Origin of the sequence: Nakamurella alba (genome assembly GCF_009707545.1) — a bacterium.
Lineage (GTDB): Bacteria > Actinomycetota > Actinomycetes > Mycobacteriales > Nakamurellaceae > Nakamurella > Nakamurella alba.
On the sequence record NZ_WLYK01000011.1, the window covers coordinates 267,185 to 285,969 of the forward strand.

An 18,785-nucleotide genomic window follows, 5' to 3' on the forward strand; every position below is an offset into this window, starting at 1 on the left:
GGTTCGAGCCGGTCATCGGGGGTGTGACAGCGGGGCTGTCGGCAACCACCGTTAGGCTGTCGAAGGAAAAGTGGATCAGGGAGAGGGACCGTCGAGGATGTCAGCGCCGTCGAAGGCCGTGCCGGTGGACCGGGCGTCAGTCGGACTGCGCTCCGAGCGGGGCCCCGTCCTGCTCTCGTTGATGGTTGCGATGTCGGTGGTCGCACTCGACTCGACGATCATCGCCACCGCGGTGCCGTCGGTCGTCGCCAGCCTCGGCGGGCTGTCCCAGTTCCCGTGGCTGTTCTCGGCGTACCTGCTGGCGCAGGCGATCTCGATCCCGATCTACGGCAAGTACGCAGATGTCATCGGCCGCAAACCGATCGTGCTCACCGGCATTGCTCTGTTCCTGATCGGCTCGATCGGTGCCGGTGTGGCCTGGGACATGACCGCGCTGATCGTCTTCCGCGCGGTCCAGGGACTCGGCGCCGGTGCGGTCCAGCCGATGAGCATGACGATCGTCGGCGACCTCTACACCTTGCGCGAGCGCGCGAAGGTGCAGGGCTACCTGGCCAGTGTCTGGGGCATGTCGGCGGTCGTCGGGCCGGCCCTCGGCGGCGTCTTCTCCGAGTGGGTGTCCTGGCGCTGGATCTTCCTGATCAACATCCCGCTCTGCCTGCTCGCCGGGTGGATGCTCTGGGCCCGGTTGCACGAGAAGGTGCAGCCGCGTGACCGCAAACCCGTCGACCTGGGCGGGGCGTTCCTGCTGACCATCGGCTGCGGACTGATCGTGCTCGGCCTGCTCGAGGGCGGGCAGTCCTGGGCCTGGGGATCCCCGGTCGGGATCGGCGTCTTCGTCGTCGGGGCGGTGCTGCTGGTCGTGTTCGGGATCGTCGAGCGGCATGCCGCGGACCCGGTACTGCCGCTCTGGGTGATCCGGCGGCCGCTGCTGGTCAGCGCCGGCATGACCTCGCTGGTGCTGGGCGCGGTCACCCTCGGCTTCTCCTCCTACATCCCGACCTTCGCCCAGACCTCGCTCGGCGCCGGGCCGCTGGCCGCCGGGTTCGCGCTGGCGACCCTGACCATCGGTTGGCCGATCGCCGCATCCCTTGCCGGCCGGATGTACCTGCGGCTCGGGTTCCGGGTGACCGCGCTGATCGGCGCCACCATCGCGGTGATCGGCACCGGGCTGACGCTGACCCTGGACATCGACGCGTCGCTCTGGCACATCGCCGCCTTCTGCTTCGTCATCGGTCTCGGCCTCGGCTGGGTCGCCAACCCGACGCTGATCTCCGCGCAGAACAGCGTCGGCTGGTCGGACCGCGGCGTCGTCACGGGTACCAACATGTTCGCCCGCTCGCTGGGTTCGGCGATCGGCGTGGCGATCTTCGGGGCGGCCGCGAACTCGGTGCTGGACGGACGCACGGACGGGCCCGCGGTCGCCGACGCCACCTGGACGGTGCTGTTGCTGGTCGCGATCTTCGCGGTGATCATGCTGGTGTCCGCCTTCGGTCTGCCGAAGCGGGCGGACACCGTCGAGCGCGCGAACGCCTGACGCACCCGGCGCGCCAGCGCCCGACACCGGAGGTCACATGTCCCGCGTCCGCGTCCACAACTTCACGGTCTCGCTCGACGGGTTCGGCACCGGCGAGGGGCAACGGCTGGAGGAGCCGTTCGGGCACGCCGGCAGCCGGCTGCTGCAGTGGGCGTTCCCGACCTGCACGTTCATGGACATGGGTCTGCACGGCGAAGGCACGGGATCCACCGGCATCGACGAGACCTTCGCGGGCAGGTGGGCGACCGGCATCGGCGCGGAGATCATGGGACGCAACAAGTTCGCGCCGACCCGCGGCCCGCTCACCGACGACTGGCGCGGCTGGTGGGGCGAGAACCCGCCGTTCCACACCCCCGTCGTCGTGCTGACCCACCACCCGCGGCCGCCGCTGGAACTGGAGGGCGGCACCACCTTCCACTTCGTCGACGCCACCCCGGTCGAAGCGCTGGAACTGGCCCGCGAGCTGGCCGGCGGCCTGGACATCCGGATCGGCGGCGGCGCGACCACAGTCCGGGAGTTCCTGCAGGCCGACCTGATCGACGAGCTGCACATCGTCGTCGCGCCGATCCTGCTCGGCCGGGGCGAACGGCTGTGGGACGGGCTGGAGGGCATGGAGGACCGCTTCGTGATCGAGTCGATCACCTCGCCGAGCGGCGTGATCCACCTGACCTTCTCCCGCCGCGGCGACTGAATCGCGCGGCGGGAGAGAGCGGCGGTCAGGCGTTCTGCGCGGCCCGCATCGCCGGGGCGGTGCGGTAGACGATCTCCACGAGCACCGCGCCGACCGCGCCGACCAGCAGCGACTCCCAGAGCAGGGTCGAGGAGATCTCGAAGTTGAAGAACTCCCGCGCCATCGGCAGCCAGAAGGCCAGGATCGTCAGCAGGATCAACGCGGCGATCAGGCCGGCCTTCCACATCCGGAACGGCCGGGCCAGCACGATGAGGATCCAGAAGAACGTCGTCATCAGGGCGATGGTCGCTGCGGTGCCCGGGTGCCAGCAGACCGTGTTGAGGATCGCCGTGCCGCCCTCCGGTGCCCGGCACTGGCCGGACGCCTCGAGGGCCTTCAACGCGGGTTCGTTCTTGGCGAGCAGATAGGAGACGAGCACCACCACACCGGCGATCACCCCGGACGGCACGGCGAACCGCAGCACCCGCTTGAGGAACCCGGGCACGTAGCGCCGCTTGTTCGGGCCCAGCGCCAGGAAGAACGCAGGGATGCCGATGGTCAGCGCGGACACCAGGGTCAGGTGCCGCGGCAGGAACGGGAACGGCATCGACGCGACTGCCGCCGAGACGATGGCGATGAGGCTCATGACGTTCTTCGCGACGAACAGGTTCGCGACCCGCTCGACGTTGCCGATGACCCGGCGGCCTTCGGCGAGCACGCTCGGCAGGTGCGAGAACTTCCCGTCCAGCAGGACCAGCTGGGCGACCGCCTTGGTGGCCTGGGCGCCGTTGTTCATCGCGACGCCGATGTCGGCGTCCTTGAGGGCGAGCGCGTCGTTCACGCCGTCGCCGGTCATCGCCGCGACGTGCCCGTTCATCTTCAGCGCGTTGACGAGGGCCCGTTTCTGCTCCGGTGACACCCGGCCGAAAACGGTGGTCTTCTCGACGATCTCGCGCAGTTCCTCGGCGTCCTCGCCGATGGTGCGGGCATCGACGAAGCCGTCGTCGTCGAACTCCAGGCCGACCCGGCGGGCGATCGCGGCGACCGTCGTCGGGTTGTCTCCCGAGATGATCTTGATCGCGACACCCTGCTCCTTGAAGTAGTCGAGGGTGTCCTTGGCATCCGGTCGGACCTGCTCGGCGAGCACCACGAGGGCGCGTGGCACCATCCCGGCCGGTAGTTCCTGACCGGACAGGGCGGCGTCCGTGTTGGACAGCAGGAGCACCCGGCGGCCGGTCGCGGCCAGCTCGGACACCTTGCCGCGGATCGGGTCGTCGTCGGACAGCAGCACGTCCGGCGCGCCCATCACCCAGGTCCCGCGGGCGTCCTCGAAGGTCGCCGCGCTCCATTTCCGGGCGGAGTTGAAGGCGATGGTGGTGCGGCGGTTCCAGCCGGACGGGGCCGGCACGGCGTCCGCGACGGCCTTCAGCGTGCCGTTGGCGTTGGGGTCGTCGGCCAGCGCGCCGAGCGCGGCCCGCAGATCGTTCTCGTCGTAGGCGTCCAGCGGCAGCAGGTCCTCGAAGATGATGTCGCCGACGGTCAGCGTGCCGGTCTTGTCCAGGCAGACGACGTCGACCCGGGCCAGGCCCTCGACGGCCGGCAACTCCTGCACCAGCACCTGCTGCCGGGTCAGCTGCACCGCGGCCAGCAGGAAGGCGACCGAGGTCAGCAGCACCAGACCCTCTGGGACGAGGCCGACCAGGCCGCCGGTGGAACGGATGACCACCTCGCGCCAGCCCTGGTCGCCGATCACCCGGTACTGCGACCAGATCTGCAGCGGCAGGGCGATGATCACCACCCAGGTGATGTATTTCAGCAGGGTGTTGACCGAGGACTGGATCTCGGAATGGGTCTTGGTGAATTTCTTCGCCTCGGCGGCGATCTTGTTGGCGTAGGCGTGCGGGCCGACCGCGGCGGCGGGGAAGCGGCCGGTGCCGGCCACCACGCTGGTGCCGGACATGACCTTGTCGCCGGCGGCCTTCGGGATCGAGTCCGACTCGCCGGTCAGGTTCGACTCGTTGATCTCCAGACCGGTGGCGGCCAGCAGTTCGCCGTCCGCCGGGACCTGGTCGCCGGTGCGGAGTTCGATCAGGTCGTCGGCGACCACCTCGATCGTCGGGATCTCGACGACCTGCCCGTCGCGGACGACGCGGGTGGTCGGCGCGTTGAGCAGGGCGAGCCGGTCCAGCTTCCGCTTGGCCAGGTACTCCTGCACGATGCCGATCCCGGAGTTGACCACCAGGACGACGCCGAACAGGCCGTCGGCCAGTGATCCGGTCGCCAGGATGAGGACGAACAGGGCGCCCAGGATCGCGTTGAACCGGGTGAAGACGTTCGCCTTGACGATCTCCCACACGGAGCGGGAGGTCGCCGAGCCGGTGTCGTTCGTCCGGCCGGAGGCGACGCGCTCGGCGACCTGCGCCGCGGTCAGCCCGGTCTCGGGGGTCACGAATTGCGGGTCACCGGTCGGGTCGGGAGCCTGTGCCAGGGACGGGCCGGAGGGGTTTGCCACAGGATCACTCTCTCAGACCAGGGCCGCCGAGCGGCCCGTTCGCACGACAAGTTCGCCCGTCGGGTCGGCGGACGTGGTGGAAGAGCGACGCAGCGTGACGGTGATACCGCCCCGACCGTCGTACCGGCGGTGGTCGGGCTCCGGTTCAGCCGGTGGTCGAAGGCGAACTGGTGGAGGTCGGCGGCCGGCTCGTGGTGGTCGACCCGGCGTCGCTCGGCTCGTTGCCGGAGTACGGCAGGACCCGTCCCGGCATCCCGGTGCTGCTGCCGACGACGCTCCACAATGCCTTCTGCAGCGCGTCGTCCCGCTGACCGGTGACGGACCCGTTGGACGCGCCGAGGAGTCCACACATCCCCAGCCGGGCGTCGATCAGCAATTCGTCGCCTTCGGGGTAGCGCAGGCGAAGGCGGTAGTAGTCGCTGTACTCGTCGCTCGGATCCCGAACGATCCGCTTCCCGGGCCGGGTGTCCTCGGGACAGAGCCCTACCGCGTAATCGGCAGGATTCGCGACCGACAATCCGGCGGGGAGCGAGTTCAGCGCTGCCAGCAGGTCGGTCATGTCGGTCCCCGTCACAGTCGCACCCTGGCCGAGGTGGCCACGGTAGTAGCGACAGGCCACGATCTCCGTCGGTGCACCCGGAGCCAGCGACGTGCCGGATCCGGCCACCCGACCGCCGCCCTCCGGGCGGGTCTCGTCGTAGGAATCCGTCGTCGCGCAGCCGTTCTCGTCGATGTTCGTCTGCCGCAGTGTCGCCGCGATCGTCTGAGCTTCGACCTTCGTCGGCGCCTCGATCAGCACAGCGATGTCGAGCGCCGGTACTACGACGGAGATCGAGTAGAGATCTGCCGTTGATTGTTCGATCTTCACCCCCGTCACCGGGGTGTCGCCCGGGATGGCGATCGGCGCGGTGACGCCCTCCCACAGCTGCCGGTGGAACATGACCGAGCTGATGCCTGGCGCGCGCTGCATCAGACACGCGAGTCCGTCGGGCATCCGGGTCACGGTGTTCTCGGTGGGAGTACCGCACCTGGTCGCTCCGACCGGCCAGTCGGACGGCACCTGGACGCTGAGCCCGTTGACCGTCATCGTCTGCAGTCCGGTCGGCGTCGGGTCGTTCGATGTCGGAGTGCTGGGCGTGGAACCGGTGGATCCGCTCGGCGTGCTCTCATCGAGCCCGGGCACCGTCGGCACCCTGTACGTGCTGGAGGTGGTGATCGATGGGGCGGAGCCGGTCGCCGGGCCGTTGGTGCCGTCGGCCGGAGCTGGGCGGAGGCCGTTCCACACCGGGATGCCCACGGCGAGCAGCACCACCACCGCGGCGACGGCCAGCATGGCCCCGAGCCGGCGGGGTCGGCGGTCGTGGCGGGTCTCGGCCGGCAGTTCGGGCACCGGGGTCGCGGCGATCTCGTCGCGCGCCCACTGACGCAGGCTGTCGTCGAGCGGATCGTGTTCGGGCATCAGGATTCTCCGTCCGGGGTGCCGAGCCGGGTCCGCAGACCGGCACGGGCGTCGCGCAGATGGGATTTGACCGAGCCTTCGCCGATGCCCAGCACCTCGGCGATCTCGGCGACGGGCAGGTCGACGAGGTAGTAGAGGACGACGACCTGGCGTTGCCGTAGCGGCAGCGTGTCGACCGCGCGTCCGACATCCATGCCGGCGGCGATGTTCTCGTGCGGCGAGGTCCACTCCTCGCCGGCGAACGGCTGATCGGGGCGCGACCGGACCCGGTGCCGTCGTGCCCGGTCCAGCAGGATCGCCACCAGCCAGGCGCGGGCACTGCCGCGCGCCGGATCGAAGGTCGACCGGCGTCGCCATGCCCGGAGCAGCGCCTCCTGCACCACGTCCTCGGCATCCCCGGCCGCGACCACCCGGCGACCGAGTGCGGCGAGCACCGTGAGGTGCGGGGTGACCCAGGCGGCGAAGGAGCCGGGCAGCTCGGACACGGCCGCACCCGGAGTCGCCGCCGGCACGGCCGTGCCGGGATCGCCACCCGCTGCCGGCTCCGCCAAGAAGTCCTCCCGCCCCGTGCCCCACACCGTCGTCACACCCCTACTACACCGGCGCGCGCCGGCGGGGTGGGGCCGCTCCGGAAAATTGCCAGCGGTGAATGCCGCCGGGAAAGGAGCCGCTCCAGGAAGTGTTTGACTGACAGACGTGACCACCGTGCTGCTGCGCGGCGGACGTGTCCACACGCCCGCCGATCCCGATGCCACTGCGATCGCCGTCACCGACGGCCAGATCAGCTGGATCGGAGGGGAGCACGGCATCGCCGCCGCGGGCCATGCTGACCAGGTCATCGACCTCGACGGGCTGCTCGTGGTCCCGGGATTCGTCGACGCGCACGTGCACGCCACCGACGCTGGGCTGGCGATCACCGGACTCGACCTCACCGGCACTACCTCGCTCGCAGATTGTCTGACAGCCGTATCCCGGTTCGCGGCGGCCCATCCCGACGGCGTGCTGTGGGGCCACGGCTGGGACGAGTCCACCTGGCCCGAGCGGCGCACGCCGACCACCGCCGAACTCGACGCCGCAGTCGGGCGCCGCGCCGCCTACCTGTCTCGGCGCGACGTGCACAGCGCCCTCGCATCCTCGGTGCTCCGCGCGGACACGCGAGGCCTGGACGACGCGGCCGGTCATCATCCCGACCTCCCTGTCACCATGGCGGCGCACCACCTGGTCCGGAACCGGGCGAAAGAGCTGCTCACCACCGAGCAGCGACGCTCGGCCCAGCTCGCGCTGCTCGAGAAGGCCGCCGCGCAGGGCATCGTCGAGGTGCACGAGTGCGCGGCCGGTGACGACACCGGCCGGGCCGACCTCGCGGCGCTGCTCGCGCTGGACGGCCCGATCCCGGTCCGCGGGTACCTGGCCGCGGCGGTCACCGACCCGGCGGAAGCCACCGCGCTGCTCGCCGCCACCGGCGCGCACGCCCTCGGCGGCGACCTGTCCGTTGACGGTGCGATCGGGTCCCGCACCGCGTCGCTGTCCGCGCCGTACACCGACGCCGCGCACATCCACGGCACCCGCTACCTGTCGGACGAGGAGATCCTCGAGCACCTGGTCGCCTGCGCCCGCGCCGGGATCCAGCCGGGCTTCCATGCGATTGGCGACGACGCGGTGAGCGCGGTGGCGGCCGGACTCACCCGGGCCGCCGAACGGCTCGGCGGCACCGTGGCACTCGCCGCGGTCACGCCTCGGATCGAGCACGCCGAGATGATCGATGCCGCCGCCATCGCTGCGCTCGCCGCGACCGGGGCGGTTGCATCCGTGCAGTCGGTGTTCGACGAGTTGTGGGGTGGGCCGGACGGCATGTACGCCGAGCGGCTGGGGGAGCGGTGGACTCCGATGAACCCGTTCGCCGCACTGGCCTCCGCGGGTGTCCCACTGGCCCTCGGATCCGACGCCCCCGTCACTCCGGTCGACCCATGGCGGGCGGTCCGGGCCGCCGTTCATCACCGGACCGCCGGCGCCGGGATCTCCCCGCGGGCGGCCTTCACTGCGCACACCCGGGGCGGTCACCGCGCCGCCGGCCGGATCGACCGGGGGATCGGCAGCATCGTGGTCGGCGCGCCGGCGCACCTGGCCATCGTCCGTGCCGGGGAACTGATCCGACCGATCGCCGACGCCGCGGTCGCCCGCTGGTCGACCGATCCGCGGTCCCGGGTGCCGCTACTGCCCGACCTCGGACCGGGCAACGACCTGCCGGAGACCGTCGCGACCCTGGTGGCCGGCCGCCCCGTCTTCGACGCCGGTCTGTTCACCGGCTGACCCGAGGCCGTCACACCGGACAGCCTGGCCTCGGAGGTCCTGCAACCGGTGAGCAATAGCTCACTGATTGCAGGACCTCCAAGGTGGCGCACCGGGCACGCACGGTGTTCACCCGCCGGACACTAGGCTGATCCGGTGACCTCGCCTGCGGTGGACGCCGGGACGGTGGACCCGGGCGAGCCGGCGTCCGCCGACCTGCTGCGACGCACCCGGAAGTCGCTGCGCCGCAACGGCTCCCGCGCACCGAAGGCGAGCAGGTGGCCGGACCGATGGCGGTCGCTCCGGGGCGCCGGCGGCCTGCGGATCCTCGGTGCCGCAGTCGGTGGCTACGTCCTGCAGTTGTCCTTCGCGCCGTCCACCTGGTGGTGGGCCGCGATCCTCGGCCTGGCGATGCTCGGGGTGAGTGTCCACGGTCGGCGGATGTGGCCGGCCATGGGGCTGGCGCTGGTCTTCGGGCTGGCCTTCTACCTGCCGTTGCTCTGGTGGACCACCGTCTACGTCGGCGGGATCGCCACCGCACTCGCGATCGCAGAGGCCCTGCTCACGGCGCCGGTCGGCGCGCTGATGGCAGCGGCCTCGAGACGATTGCCCGGCTGGCCGTTCTGGGCCGCCGCGGCCTGGATCGCCGGGGAGGCACTGCGCGCCCGGGCACCGTTCGGTGGGTTCCCCTGGGGCGCGATCGCGTTCTCCCAGCCGGACGGCCCACTGCTTCCGGCCGCTTCGCTGATCGGCGCTCCCGGCCTCGGGTTCCTCACCGCCCTGGCCGGTTTCGGCCTGTCCGCGCTGGTCCTGGTGGTGTTCCGGCACCGGCGGCCGGCGATCCCGGCGGGCGCCGCCACGATCAGAGCCACCGGCACAGCGGCGCCGGCCACGTCTGCGACCGGCACCGGCGCGCAGGGCGCGACAGCGACCACCACCACCGCGACCGGCGGGCCCGGGCCGGCCAGGACCCCGCTGCGGTCGGCACTGCGTCCCGCGCTGGTCATCGGCCCGGTGATCGCGCTGCTGCTGCCGTTCGGCGTCGGCCTGATCGGGCTGAGCACCGAGCAGTCCGGCGAGGGCGCGCCCACCCGCACCATCGCGGTGATCCAGGGCAACGTGCCGGAGCCCGGCCTGGAGTTCAACGCCCGCCGCCGCGCGGTCACCGACATGCACGCGCAGGAGACCCACCTGCTGGCCGAGCAGGTGCGGGCCGGGACGGCGCCCGCGCCCGACCTGGTGATCTGGCCGGAGAACTCCTCGGACATCGACCCGTACACCAACCAGGACGCGTACAACGTCATCGATTCCGCGGTGAAGGACATCGGCGTCCCGGTGCTGATCGGCGCCGTGGTGTCCGGACCGCCCGGCGAGCGCGGCACGTACAACATGGGCATCGTCTGGGACCCGGTGACCGGCCCGGGGGAGACGTACACGAAGCGGCACCCGGTGCCGTTCGCCGAGTACATGCCCTACCGCTCGTTCTTCCGGCTGTTCACGCACTGGGTCGACTCGGCCGGCTACTTCATTCCGGGCACCACCGTCGGCAACCTGGACATGGCCGGGGTCAACATCGGTGACGTCATCTGCTTCGAGGTCGTCTACGACCACCTGGTGAAGGACGTCGTCGACGGCGGCGCGCAGGTACTGGTGGTGCAGACAAATAACGCCACCTTCGGCTACACCAACGAGACCTACCAGCAGCAGGCGATGAGCCGGGTCCGCGCCGTCGAACACGGCCGCTCCGTACTGATCTCCGCGACCAGTGGCGTCTCCGCGGTCATCCGGCCGGACGGCAGCGTCGAGTCCTCGGTCGGGCTGTTCACCCCAGGAGTGATGACACCATCGGTTCCGCTGATCACGGCCACCACCCCCGGTACAGTGCTCGGAGCGCCGATCGAGTGGACCCTCACCATCGGCGTCATCGTGGTGCTGGGAGCGGTCACCGTTGTCGCCCGCCACCAGCGGCGGCGCACCGCCGACGGGGGATCGAGCAGCACCACCGGCACCACCGCGACGCCCGACGCGGGGTCGTCGAGCGCCCTGACCAGTACGACCGCATCGGATCCACAGGAGGACACCCGGCAGTGAAGAGCTCCCGCGAGGCTGACGCACCGCGCGACCCCGTGGCCACGGACCGGGTCCTGGTGATCATCCCGACCTACGACGAGCGGGAGAACCTGCCGCGCATCCTGGACCGGCTGCGTGCCACCCTGCCCGACGTGTCCGTGCTGGTCGTCGACGACAACTCGCCCGACGGCACCGGCGACATCGCGGATGCCCGGGCCGCGGAGGACGAGCGCCTGCACGTCCTGCACCGCACGGAGAAGAACGGCCTGGGCGGCGCGTACATCGCCGGGTTCGGTTGGGGACTCGACCGTGGCTACCAGGTGCTGGTCGAGATGGACGCCGACGGCTCGCACCCGCCGGAGCAGCTGCCCCGGCTGCTGGACGCGCTGGACCGCGCCGACCTCGTCATCGGTTCCCGCTACGTCCCGGGCGGCAGCGTCGTGAACTGGCCGAAGAGCCGCGAGGTGCTCTCCCGCGGCGGCAACCTGTACTGCCGGCTCGCCCTGGGTGTGGGGGTCAAGGACATCACCGCCGGGTTCCGGGCCTACCGGGCCGAGGTGCTCAAGGGCATCGACCTGTCCGGCATCGAGTCGCACGGTTACTGCTTCCAGGTCGACCTGGCCTGGCGCTCGCTGCAGGCCGGCTTCCGGGTCGTGGAGGTGCCGATCACCTTCACCGAGCGGGAGATCGGCGTCTCCAAGATGAGCGGCAACATCGTCCGCGAGGCGCTGCTGAAGGTCACTGTCTGGGGACTGAAGCACCGGGTGGACCAGGCGAAATCGCTCGTCGGGCTCGGCAAACGCTGATCTGTCGGTCCGCCGCACGCACCAGGAACGCGAGAAGGGCCCCGGAACCGTATGGTTCCGGGGCCCTTCCCGTCCCGCTGGTGCGATCCCGCCGTGGCGGGTTCCGTTCAGGAGGCGGTGCGGCGCGCCTTCAGCTCCGCCAGCCGCTCGTTGAGGATCTCCTCGAGTTCGGCGATGGAGCGACGCTCCAGCAGCATGTCCCAGTGGGTGCGCGGCGGCTTGACCGCCTTGCCCTCGGGGACGGAACCGTCGACAAGGGTCGACTCGACACCGTGCATGCGGCAGTCCCACACCGCGGGGACCTCGGCATCGTCCGCGAGCGGGACGGTGAACTCGTGGTCACGCGGGCAGTGGTAGGTCGCGGTGCGACGCGGTGCCAGGTCGTGATTGCGGTCGGCCTCGTAGCTGGTGCTGCCGAGCCGTGAACCGCGGAGAACGCGGTCGGCCATGATGGTCCTTTCTGGCATCCGGAGAACCGGAAGCGGCAACTCGTGGTTCGAGGCGGATCCCGCCGAACCGGTCCGGACGATCGTTCCGGCGTCCGGGTTCGGGTACCTGATGGATACCCAGACCTGACAACGCCATCTGATGTGCGTTCGTTCCCCGCACGGGACCGGATGGCTCGCCGGGGACGTCCCGGAGAATCTGTGTCACGTCCGGCTCGGGCCTTCACCCGCCGGAACGCAGCGCAGAAGGTTAGCGCACCGCACGGTCCGGCGGCGAGGTGGTCCGACCGGGTGTGACGAGAACAACCCGGATGCCCTCGATGCCCGGAGCGGGTCGGCGCCCGCTACGGTGTTCCCGCCGCCGGGTGGATCCCCGGCGACGGACCGGAGGTGCAGATGACCCTGCTCGACGCGGTCCTGTCCTTCGCCGTGGTGGCGGGCCTGCTCACCATCACCCCGGGTCTGGACACCGCACTGGTGCTGCGGTCGGCGCTGACCCAGGGACGCGCCCCGGCCTTCGCGACCGCGCTGGGAGTCGGTACCGGCGCACTGATCTGGGGCGCGGCAGCCGCTGTCGGAGTGTCCGCGCTGCTGACCGCCTGGACCGTCGCCTTCACCATCCTCAAGATCGTGGGCGCGGCCTACATGCTCTTCCTGGGCGGCCGCCTGCTGTGGGCGGCGGTGCGCGGAACGGCGGACCCGGCCCCGGTCGACGCGGGACCCGTTGCCCGCTCCGCCTGGACGGGGTGGCGCCGCGGCATGTTGACCAACCTGCTCAACCCGAAGGTCGGCGCCTTCTACGTCGCGGTGCTCCCGCAGTTCCTGCCGCCCGACGTGCCGCACCTGTGGATGGGGCTGCTGCTCGCCTTCGTGCACACCGTGCTGGGGATGATCTGGTTCACCGGGGTGATCCTCGGCGCGTCCTCGGTGCGCAGGTGGCTCACCCGCAGGTCGGCGCAACGGACCATCGATGGCGGGACAGGAGCGGTGCTCGTCGGCTTCGGGGTGAAACTCGCACTGACCCGCTGACCCGCTGACCCGCTGACCCGCTGACCCGCTGACCCGCTGACCCGCTGACCCGCCGACCCGCTGACCCGCTGACCCGCTGACCGCTCAGGACCCGGCGAGCGACGCCAGATCTTTGGCGACGTCGCGGAACTCGGTCAGCGTGCGCTCGAAGATCTCTGCCACCGGCAGGATCTCGTCGATCCGCCCGGCCACCTGCCCGAGCTGGGCCAGGCTCGCCTCGATCTCACCGCCGTAGTACAGGGTGGTCACCTCGGCCAGCCAGGTGGCGACGTCGGAGTCGGGTTCGCCGGCGAGGGCCGTCTCCAGACGGGTGGACAACTCCGTGCGCAGCACCCGCATCGGCCGGCCGACGGCCCGGTTGATCAGCAGGGTGTCGGTCTCGGTGGCGGCCACCACCGCCGCCTTGAGGTTGTCGTGCACGGCGGACTCGGCGGAGGCCAGCATCCGGGTGCCCATCTGCGCGCCCTCCGCGCCGAGCGCGAACACCGAGGCCAGCGACCGGCCGTCGACGACGCCGCCGGCGGCGATCACCGGGACGTCGACCCGGGACGCGACCAGCGGGACCAGCACCGTGGTCGACACCTCGCGCGGGTTCTTGAACCCTGCGCCCTCGTTGCCCTCCACCACCAGGCCGTCCACCCCGGCGGCGACGGCCTTGAGCGCCGCCGTCAGCGACGGAACCACGTGGTAGACGACCAGTCCGGCCTCCTTGAACACCGGTGTCAACTTCGCCGGTGATCCGGCCGAGGTGGTGACGAACCGGATGCCCTCCTCGATGATCATCTCCACGACGCGCGGATCCTTGGCGAAGAGCAGCGGCACGTTCACCCCGAACGGCCGGTCGGTGAGGTCCCGGGTGCGGCGGATCTCCTCCCGGACGATGTCCGGTGCCAGCGAGCCCGGCACCAGTCCCATGCCGCCCGCGTTCGACACCGCCGCCACCAGTTCGGCCCGGGCCACCCAGCCCATCGGTGCGGACAGGATCGGGATCGGGACACCGAGGTCGCGGGTGACGCGATTGTCGAAGATCACCGGCCGACGGTCCCACCGGGCGGCCCGACCCCGACACCGTGCAGGAGCGGGAGTTTGTGACTCCGCACAGGGCACCCGCGGGTCCGCCGGACCGGTCGGTCCGTGCCGGGTACCGATCGGACGGGGGATCGGACAGGTGGATTCCGGCAGGGTGGATCAGCCCGGGGAGATCAGCAGCGTGGTCGCGGTGGCCTGCTCGCCGGTCATCGCCTCGATGTACGCGGCGCCGTGATCGCCGTACTTGGCCCGGTAGCCGTCGTCGATCGCCGACCGGTCGGCGATGTCCGCACCGGTGTTGTGGAAGTGCACCACCGTCTCGGTGCCGTCCAGCCGCAGCAGGCCCTCGCCCAGCCGGCTCGCGTGCCGGTACCAGGCACCGCGCGTGCCCTTCCACGAGCGTGCGTACAGCCGGTCCCCGACCCCGACCAGCCAGATCGGCACCCACGCCCGGAGCGTGCCGTCGGGCCGTCGGGTGGTGACGTCGACCTCGACCGCCCGGGCCAGCGCCGCCAGCAACTCCGGGTCCCAGCCTTCTGCTGCCTCGCTCGACGGGGTCATCGGCCCTCCCAGCGCTCTCGTTCCCTCCGCTGCCACCGGACCAGCGGCGTCGTACAGCCGTCGCACAGCTCGTACTGCCGAGTCTGGCAGGGTTGCGGACTTCCGGCAGCGGGACCACGGCCCGGTCAGCAGCGGTGGCCGCAGGGTGCTGCGCAGTGGCGGTTTTCGATTCCGCGTCAACCCTGCAGCGGCAGGGTGCCGTCCCCGGCGGCCGGGCCGAGATCCCCCGACCGGTGGTGCCGCCGGCACAGCACGCGGTAGTGCACGGCCGGAGCGGAGGCGGCGGATTCTGTTGCGGTGGCATCGTTGTCGGTATCGGCCACGACGACCTGGGCGCCTTCACGGACGACCGTGCCGTCGACGATCCGGGCGTTGAACCGGCCCGGGCGGCCGCACCAGCAGAGCACCTCCACCTGCAGCGGGAGCACCTCGTCGGCGAGCTCGAAGAGCCGGGTGGAGCCGGGGAACATGCGACCGCGGAAGTCGGTGGCGATGCCGAAGGCGTACACGTCGACCTGCGTGTCGTCGGCCAGCAGCGCCAGCTGGTCGATCTGCTCGGGGGTGAAGAACTGCGCTTCGTCCACGATCAGGTAGTCGACCCGGCGCCCGCGGGCCCAGGATTGGCGGACCAGGTCGGCCAGATCCATCGAGTCGTCGACCTCCACCGCCGGGCGGGCGATGCCCATCCGGGAGGTGATCTGGGCGGTGTGCGAGCGGTCCAGCTTCGTCAGCAGCAGTCCGTGCCGGCCCTGTCGGCTGTGGTTGTGGTCGAGCTGCAGGGCCAGCGTCGACTTCCCGCAGTCCATCGGGCCGTAGAAGAACTTGACCACGCCACCGGCCGACAGCGCCCGCCGGTCACCGGAGGCCGGAACCGTCGACAGGGTGTCCGGCCGGCGTGGGTCCGCGGTGCTGCCGTCGTCCGTCACGACCGGCCACTCTATCGGCGCCCGGCGGATGCGCAGGAACCCCGGATCGCGGTCCCGCTCACCCAGCTGCCGGGGAAGGCGCTCACGCCAGTCGTCCGGGAGGACCATGTCCCGTGTCCGTCTGCTGACTGCGCCCGATCCGCGCCGTCCACCCGCGCAATCCGCGACCCAACGGCACCGATCGAGGACCGCCGCCCACCACCCGCTCATCCCGGGCCCCGGCACTTCGGTGTCGCCGCCGCCGGCCAGACACCCCTCCCGGATCACCTCACCGGCCACTGCGCCCCATCCGTGCCGTCCAACCGCGGAGATCGCGGACGAACGGCACCGATCGGCCGCGCCAGCTCGCGCAGCCGGGACGCCCCCCGGTGCGGCCGCCAATTGCCGACGCCCACGGCTCGTCGCCAACAGTGTCGTCGCCAACACTGTCGTCGCGGGCTGTGCCGCGGACGACTGGTGCCGTGGGCGACCTGGATCGGGATCCGCGGGCGGCACTCGCAGATCGGGGTGGTGGAGGGGGAGCGGAGGAAGTGGAAGGGATCCGAGGGCGAGACGTTGGTGGTCAGTGCCCGCGGGCGTACCCGGCGAGGAACACCCGCACCGACTCGGCAACGTGCTGCCGCAGCCAGGTCCGGGTGGGCGGCGGGGCCTCCAGCAGCATCGCCCGGTTGAGCGGCTCGCCCATCACCATCCAGTTGAAGCTGCGGGCGGCCGCCGGTGGGTCCGGCACGAGCAGCAGCCCGGCCCGGTCGAGCCGGCCGAAGCGCTCGGCCATGGCCGCCATCGCCAGCGCGGGCCCTGCGTCCCACAGCACCTTCGCCAGTGCCGGGAAGCGGCCCACCTCGCCGATGACCAGGCGGCGCAGCCGGACGATCCGCGGCGACAGCACCCGGTGCAGTTGGGCGAGTCCGTAACCCACCAGGAACTCCTCGAGATCCTCCGGATCCGTGGGATCGGCGGGCTCGTCGTGCAGGCCGGCGCCGGCGGCCTTCGTCATCGCACTCACCAACTCGACGAACAGCAGCTCCTTGTTCCCGAAGTGGGCGTACACCGTCTGCTTGGAAGCACCGGCCAGGGAGGCGATCTCGTCCATCGACGCGTCGGCGTACCCGTCCCGGAGGAACACCTCCTCGGCGGCCGCCAGGATCGCGCGTTCCTTCTCCGCGGTCCGGCCGCCGGGGCGGCGGGACACGGTCCGTTCGGTCATCGATCGCCTCCGGGGGTTGCGGCTCAGTACTGGGCAGTCTAGTTTGTGGAAGTCGGAACTGACCAGTCCAGTTAAGGAGACGTCATGACCAGCACTTCGCCCGCCACCGCTCCCGTCGATCCGGAGCTCGCCGTCACCGCTACGCTGACCTGCGACAACACCCCGGGTGGCTGGACCGTGGTGTACCTGGCCGGATCGTCCGAGACCTTCGGCACCCGGAAGCCGGTGAAGGTGCGGGGGACGCTGGACGGCCACGAGTTCCGGGCGACCCTGCTGCCGATGGGCGACGGGACGCACATGCTCCCGGTGCGTGCCGCGTTGCGGCGAGCAGTCGGCAAGTCCGACGGTGCCGACGTCCGGGTCGCCCTGCGCCGCGCCTGAGTTCCCGGAGGCACCGCTCCGCTGTCGATCGCGGGGGCGGCGGGACCGCCGGACGTCGATCGCCGACGGCCTGTCCGGCTGTCCGCCTCCCTGCCGGCCGTCGCGCCGAGATCTTGTTCACCACCTGCACCTCACCCACGACAGGAGAACGCTGATGACCGAGTACGTGACCACCGCCCGCGGCGACCGGATCGGCTACGACCTACGCGGCAGCGGTCCGGCCCTGGTGTTCGTCGCCGGTGCCGGCCCGTTCCGCGCGATGGATCCGTGGACCACCGAGACCGCTGAGAAGGCGGCGGGTCTCGGACTGACCACGCTGGTCTTCGACCGGACCGGCCGGGGCGACAGCCCCGCCGGGGGCAGACTCGACCTGGATCGTGAACTCGACACGATCCGGGCCGTCATCGACGTCGCCGGGGGCCCGGCGGTGCTGTGCGGACACAGTTCCGGTTGCTCGATCGTGCTGCGCGCCGCGGCCGCCTGGCTGCCGGTGAACGGCCTGGCGCTGTGGGAGGCGCCGTTGGCCGGCTCCGCCGCCGACACCGCCTCCTGGTCGGACGGGATCGAGAGCCTCATCGACGCCGGGGATCTCGAGGGTGCCACCGAGCTCTACATGCGGGACATGCCGCCGGAGTGGCTGGCCGGGGCGAAGGCGTCGCCGGAGTGGGGTGTCATCGCCGCGTCGGTGGTGGCCAAGCGGGCCGATGCGCAGTCGCTCGCCTGGGCCACCGCTGCGCTGGAGGCCGCGATGGCAGGCGAGGGGGCGCTTCCGGCCCTGGGGATCCCGGTGCTGAGTATGTACGGCACCGAGACCTTCCCCGAGATGCCCGTCGCCGCCGCACGTATCGCGGCGGCGATCCCCGGCACGTCGGTCGAGGAGATGCCCGGCGCACAGCACGCCTGGGAGCCCGGGCCGATGGCCGATCGGCTCGCCGCGTTCACCCTGGCCGCCGCGGGCTGAGTCCCGGCGCACCGCACCTGGTTCCGACGGGTGGCCGGGTCCGGCGGCCGCCGGACCCACGACGAGTCAGGCAGTCGCCGGACGGTGCTCGACGACCGTCCGGGTCAGTCCCAGGACCCGCGGGCGCGCAGCACGTCCCGCAGGACATCCGGCCGGTCGGTCATCAGGCCGTCGACGCCCAGGTCCAGCAGCCGGTGCATCTCCGCCGGGTCGTCGATCGTCCAGACGTGCACCTCGAGACCCTCCAGGTGGGCGCGCTCGACGAACCGCCGGTCCAGCACGGGCACCTTGCCGAACCGGATCGGGACCTGGGTGGCCACCGGTCGGGTGAACGCCCCCCGCGGCCGGGGCGGCCGACTCCGGCCCGGCATCCAGCGGGCGCGACCGACCAGCCGGGCCACCTCCCTCGGTCCGGTGGAGGTGGCGAGATCCGGTCCCAGTGCCTGTCGTAGCACCTTCAACCGGGCATCGGAGAAGGAACCCACGCAGATGCGGTCGACCAGACCGGAACCGCGCAGGGCGTCCAGCAGCGGACCGACCGCGGCGTCGGTCTTCGGATCGACGTTCACCCGCACCTGCGGGTGCTCCCGCATCAGGTCCAGCACCTCCGCGAACAGCGGGATCGGCTGCCGTCCGCCGATCCGGGCCCGCTCGATCACCGGGTCGGGGGTGTGCGCGACGAGCCCGCGCTGGTCGGTGACCCGGTCCAGCACCAGGTCGTGGAAGGCGATGAGGGTGCCGTCGGCGGTGACGTGCACGTCGGTCTCCAGATAACGGAAGCCCTCGTCGACCGCCCGACGGAATGCGGCCATGCTGTTCTCGCAGCCCGCCAGCTCGTCGCAGTGCCACCCGCGGTGCGCGAACGCCCGCGGTCCGGATCCGTCGAGGAAGGCCGTCACCGGGCC

At 71.4% G+C, this 18,785-nt stretch carries 17 protein-coding genes; 8 read left to right on the top strand and 9 right to left on the bottom strand.

From position 1 onward, the window contains the following. Positions 1 to 97: 97 nt before the first annotated feature. Positions 98 to 1,534 (top strand): MDR family MFS transporter, encoded by a 1,437-nt coding sequence (locus GIS00_RS23050; protein WP_154770784.1) that lies wholly within the window; start codon positions 98 to 100, stop codon positions 1,532 to 1,534. A 37-nt stretch (positions 1,535 to 1,571) separates the two neighbouring features. Continuing rightward, positions 1,572 to 2,225 (top strand): dihydrofolate reductase family protein, encoded by a 654-nt coding sequence (locus GIS00_RS23055; RefSeq protein WP_154770785.1) that lies wholly within the window; start codon positions 1,572 to 1,574, stop codon positions 2,223 to 2,225. A gap of 25 nt (positions 2,226 to 2,250) precedes the next feature. Here the strand turns inward: GIS00_RS23055 and GIS00_RS23060 are convergent, their stop codons facing one another. The 3 genes from GIS00_RS23060 to GIS00_RS27025 form a co-directional block, all read right to left on the bottom strand. Continuing rightward, complete coding sequence (locus tag GIS00_RS23060) at positions 2,251 to 4,716, bottom strand: HAD-IC family P-type ATPase (RefSeq protein WP_322098345.1); 2,466 nt, start codon at positions 4,714 to 4,716, stop codon at positions 2,251 to 2,253. Positions 4,717 to 4,861: 145 nt separating this feature from the next. Beyond that, positions 4,862 to 6,175 (bottom strand): hypothetical protein, encoded by a 1,314-nt coding sequence (locus GIS00_RS23065; protein ID WP_154770786.1) that lies wholly within the window; start codon positions 6,173 to 6,175, stop codon positions 4,862 to 4,864. Further along, positions 6,175 to 6,660, bottom strand: a complete 486-nt coding sequence (locus GIS00_RS27025; protein ID WP_196073414.1) for an RNA polymerase sigma factor — start codon at positions 6,658 to 6,660, stop codon at positions 6,175 to 6,177. The genes GIS00_RS23065 and GIS00_RS27025 overlap by 1 nt, the downstream gene beginning before the upstream one ends. A gap of 211 nt (positions 6,661 to 6,871) precedes the next feature. Here GIS00_RS27025 and GIS00_RS23075 point away from each other — a divergent pair, with 211 nt between their 5' ends. The 3 genes from GIS00_RS23075 (at position 6,872) to GIS00_RS23085 (ending at position 11,340) form a co-directional block, all read left to right on the top strand. Further along, the gene (locus GIS00_RS23075; RefSeq protein WP_322098346.1) at positions 6,872 to 8,485 is read left to right on the top strand and encodes an amidohydrolase; all 1,614 of its coding nucleotides are present in this window, start codon (positions 6,872 to 6,874) and stop codon (positions 8,483 to 8,485) included. Positions 8,486 to 8,620: 135 nt separating this feature from the next. Continuing rightward, complete coding sequence (lnt, locus tag GIS00_RS23080; protein WP_322098347.1) at positions 8,621 to 10,555, top strand: apolipoprotein N-acyltransferase; 1,935 nt, start codon at positions 8,621 to 8,623, stop codon at positions 10,553 to 10,555. Between the two features lie 56 nt (positions 10,556 to 10,611). After that, positions 10,612 to 11,340 (top strand): polyprenol monophosphomannose synthase, encoded by a 729-nt coding sequence (locus GIS00_RS23085; protein ID WP_407666917.1) that lies wholly within the window; start codon positions 10,612 to 10,614, stop codon positions 11,338 to 11,340. Positions 11,341 to 11,447: 107 nt separating this feature from the next. On the opposite strand, the gene GIS00_RS23090 is transcribed toward GIS00_RS23085, so the two are convergent. Beyond that, entirely contained in the window at positions 11,448 to 11,789 is a 342-nt protein-coding gene (locus tag GIS00_RS23090) for an RNA polymerase-binding protein RbpA (RefSeq protein WP_154770789.1), read from the bottom strand. A 393-nt stretch (positions 11,790 to 12,182) separates the two neighbouring features. Here GIS00_RS23090 and GIS00_RS23095 point away from each other — a divergent pair, with 393 nt between their 5' ends. After that, the gene (locus GIS00_RS23095; RefSeq protein WP_154770790.1) at positions 12,183 to 12,815 is read left to right on the top strand and encodes a LysE family translocator; all 633 of its coding nucleotides are present in this window, start codon (positions 12,183 to 12,185) and stop codon (positions 12,813 to 12,815) included. Between the two features lie 84 nt (positions 12,816 to 12,899). Here the strand turns inward: GIS00_RS23095 and GIS00_RS23100 are convergent, their stop codons facing one another. From GIS00_RS23100 to GIS00_RS23115, 4 genes are all read right to left on the bottom strand, one after another. Beyond that, positions 12,900 to 13,847, bottom strand: a complete 948-nt coding sequence (locus GIS00_RS23100; RefSeq protein WP_322098349.1) for an NAD(P)H-dependent flavin oxidoreductase — start codon at positions 13,845 to 13,847, stop codon at positions 12,900 to 12,902. A 156-nt stretch (positions 13,848 to 14,003) separates the two neighbouring features. Then, positions 14,004 to 14,405, bottom strand: coding sequence for a DUF2255 family protein (locus GIS00_RS23105; protein ID WP_154770791.1), 402 nt, complete (start codon positions 14,403 to 14,405; stop codon positions 14,004 to 14,006). 176 nt (positions 14,406 to 14,581) lie between these two features. After that, a complete protein-coding gene (locus GIS00_RS23110; protein ID WP_322098350.1) occupies positions 14,582 to 15,331 on the bottom strand; it encodes a thymidine kinase in 750 nt (249 codons plus the stop codon). Between the two features lie 562 nt (positions 15,332 to 15,893). Beyond that, a complete protein-coding gene (locus GIS00_RS23115) occupies positions 15,894 to 16,538 on the bottom strand; it encodes a TetR/AcrR family transcriptional regulator (protein ID WP_154770793.1) in 645 nt (214 codons plus the stop codon). 84 nt (positions 16,539 to 16,622) lie between these two features. Here GIS00_RS23115 and GIS00_RS23120 point away from each other — a divergent pair, with 84 nt between their 5' ends. After that, positions 16,623 to 16,919 (top strand): DUF1905 domain-containing protein, encoded by a 297-nt coding sequence (locus GIS00_RS23120; protein WP_154770794.1) that lies wholly within the window; start codon positions 16,623 to 16,625, stop codon positions 16,917 to 16,919. A gap of 154 nt (positions 16,920 to 17,073) precedes the next feature. After that, positions 17,074 to 17,880 (top strand): alpha/beta hydrolase, encoded by an 807-nt coding sequence (locus GIS00_RS23125; RefSeq protein WP_154770795.1) that lies wholly within the window; start codon positions 17,074 to 17,076, stop codon positions 17,878 to 17,880. 104 nt (positions 17,881 to 17,984) lie between these two features. On the opposite strand, the gene GIS00_RS23130 is transcribed toward GIS00_RS23125, so the two are convergent. Further along, a complete protein-coding gene (locus tag GIS00_RS23130) occupies positions 17,985 to 18,779 on the bottom strand; it encodes a glycerophosphodiester phosphodiesterase family protein (RefSeq protein ID WP_322098351.1) in 795 nt (264 codons plus the stop codon). Positions 18,780 to 18,785 lie beyond the last annotated feature (6 nt).

Excerpts from the sequence above, each read along its gene's own strand:
- GIS00_RS23050 (WP_154770784.1), top strand. The coding sequence starts at position 98 with ATGTCAGCGCCGTCGAAGGCCGTGCCGGTGGACCGGGCGTCAGTCGGA.
- GIS00_RS23055 (WP_154770785.1), top strand. The coding sequence starts at position 1,572 with ATGTCCCGCGTCCGCGTCCACAACTTCACGGTCTCGCTCGACGGGTTC.
- GIS00_RS23065 (WP_154770786.1), bottom strand. The coding sequence starts at position 6,175 with ATGCCCGAACACGATCCGCTCGACGACAGCCTGCGTCAGTGGGCGCGC.
- GIS00_RS23090 (WP_154770789.1), bottom strand. The coding sequence starts at position 11,789 with ATGGCCGACCGCGTTCTCCGCGGTTCACGGCTCGGCAGCACCAGCTAC.
- GIS00_RS23095 (WP_154770790.1), top strand. The coding sequence starts at position 12,183 with ATGACCCTGCTCGACGCGGTCCTGTCCTTCGCCGTGGTGGCGGGCCTG.
- GIS00_RS23105 (WP_154770791.1), bottom strand. The coding sequence starts at position 14,405 with ATGACCCCGTCGAGCGAGGCAGCAGAAGGCTGGGACCCGGAGTTGCTG.
- GIS00_RS23115 (WP_154770793.1), bottom strand. The coding sequence starts at position 16,538 with ATGACCGAACGGACCGTGTCCCGCCGCCCCGGCGGCCGGACCGCGGAG.
- GIS00_RS23120 (WP_154770794.1), top strand. The coding sequence starts at position 16,623 with ATGACCAGCACTTCGCCCGCCACCGCTCCCGTCGATCCGGAGCTCGCC.
- GIS00_RS23125 (WP_154770795.1), top strand. The coding sequence starts at position 17,074 with ATGACCGAGTACGTGACCACCGCCCGCGGCGACCGGATCGGCTACGAC.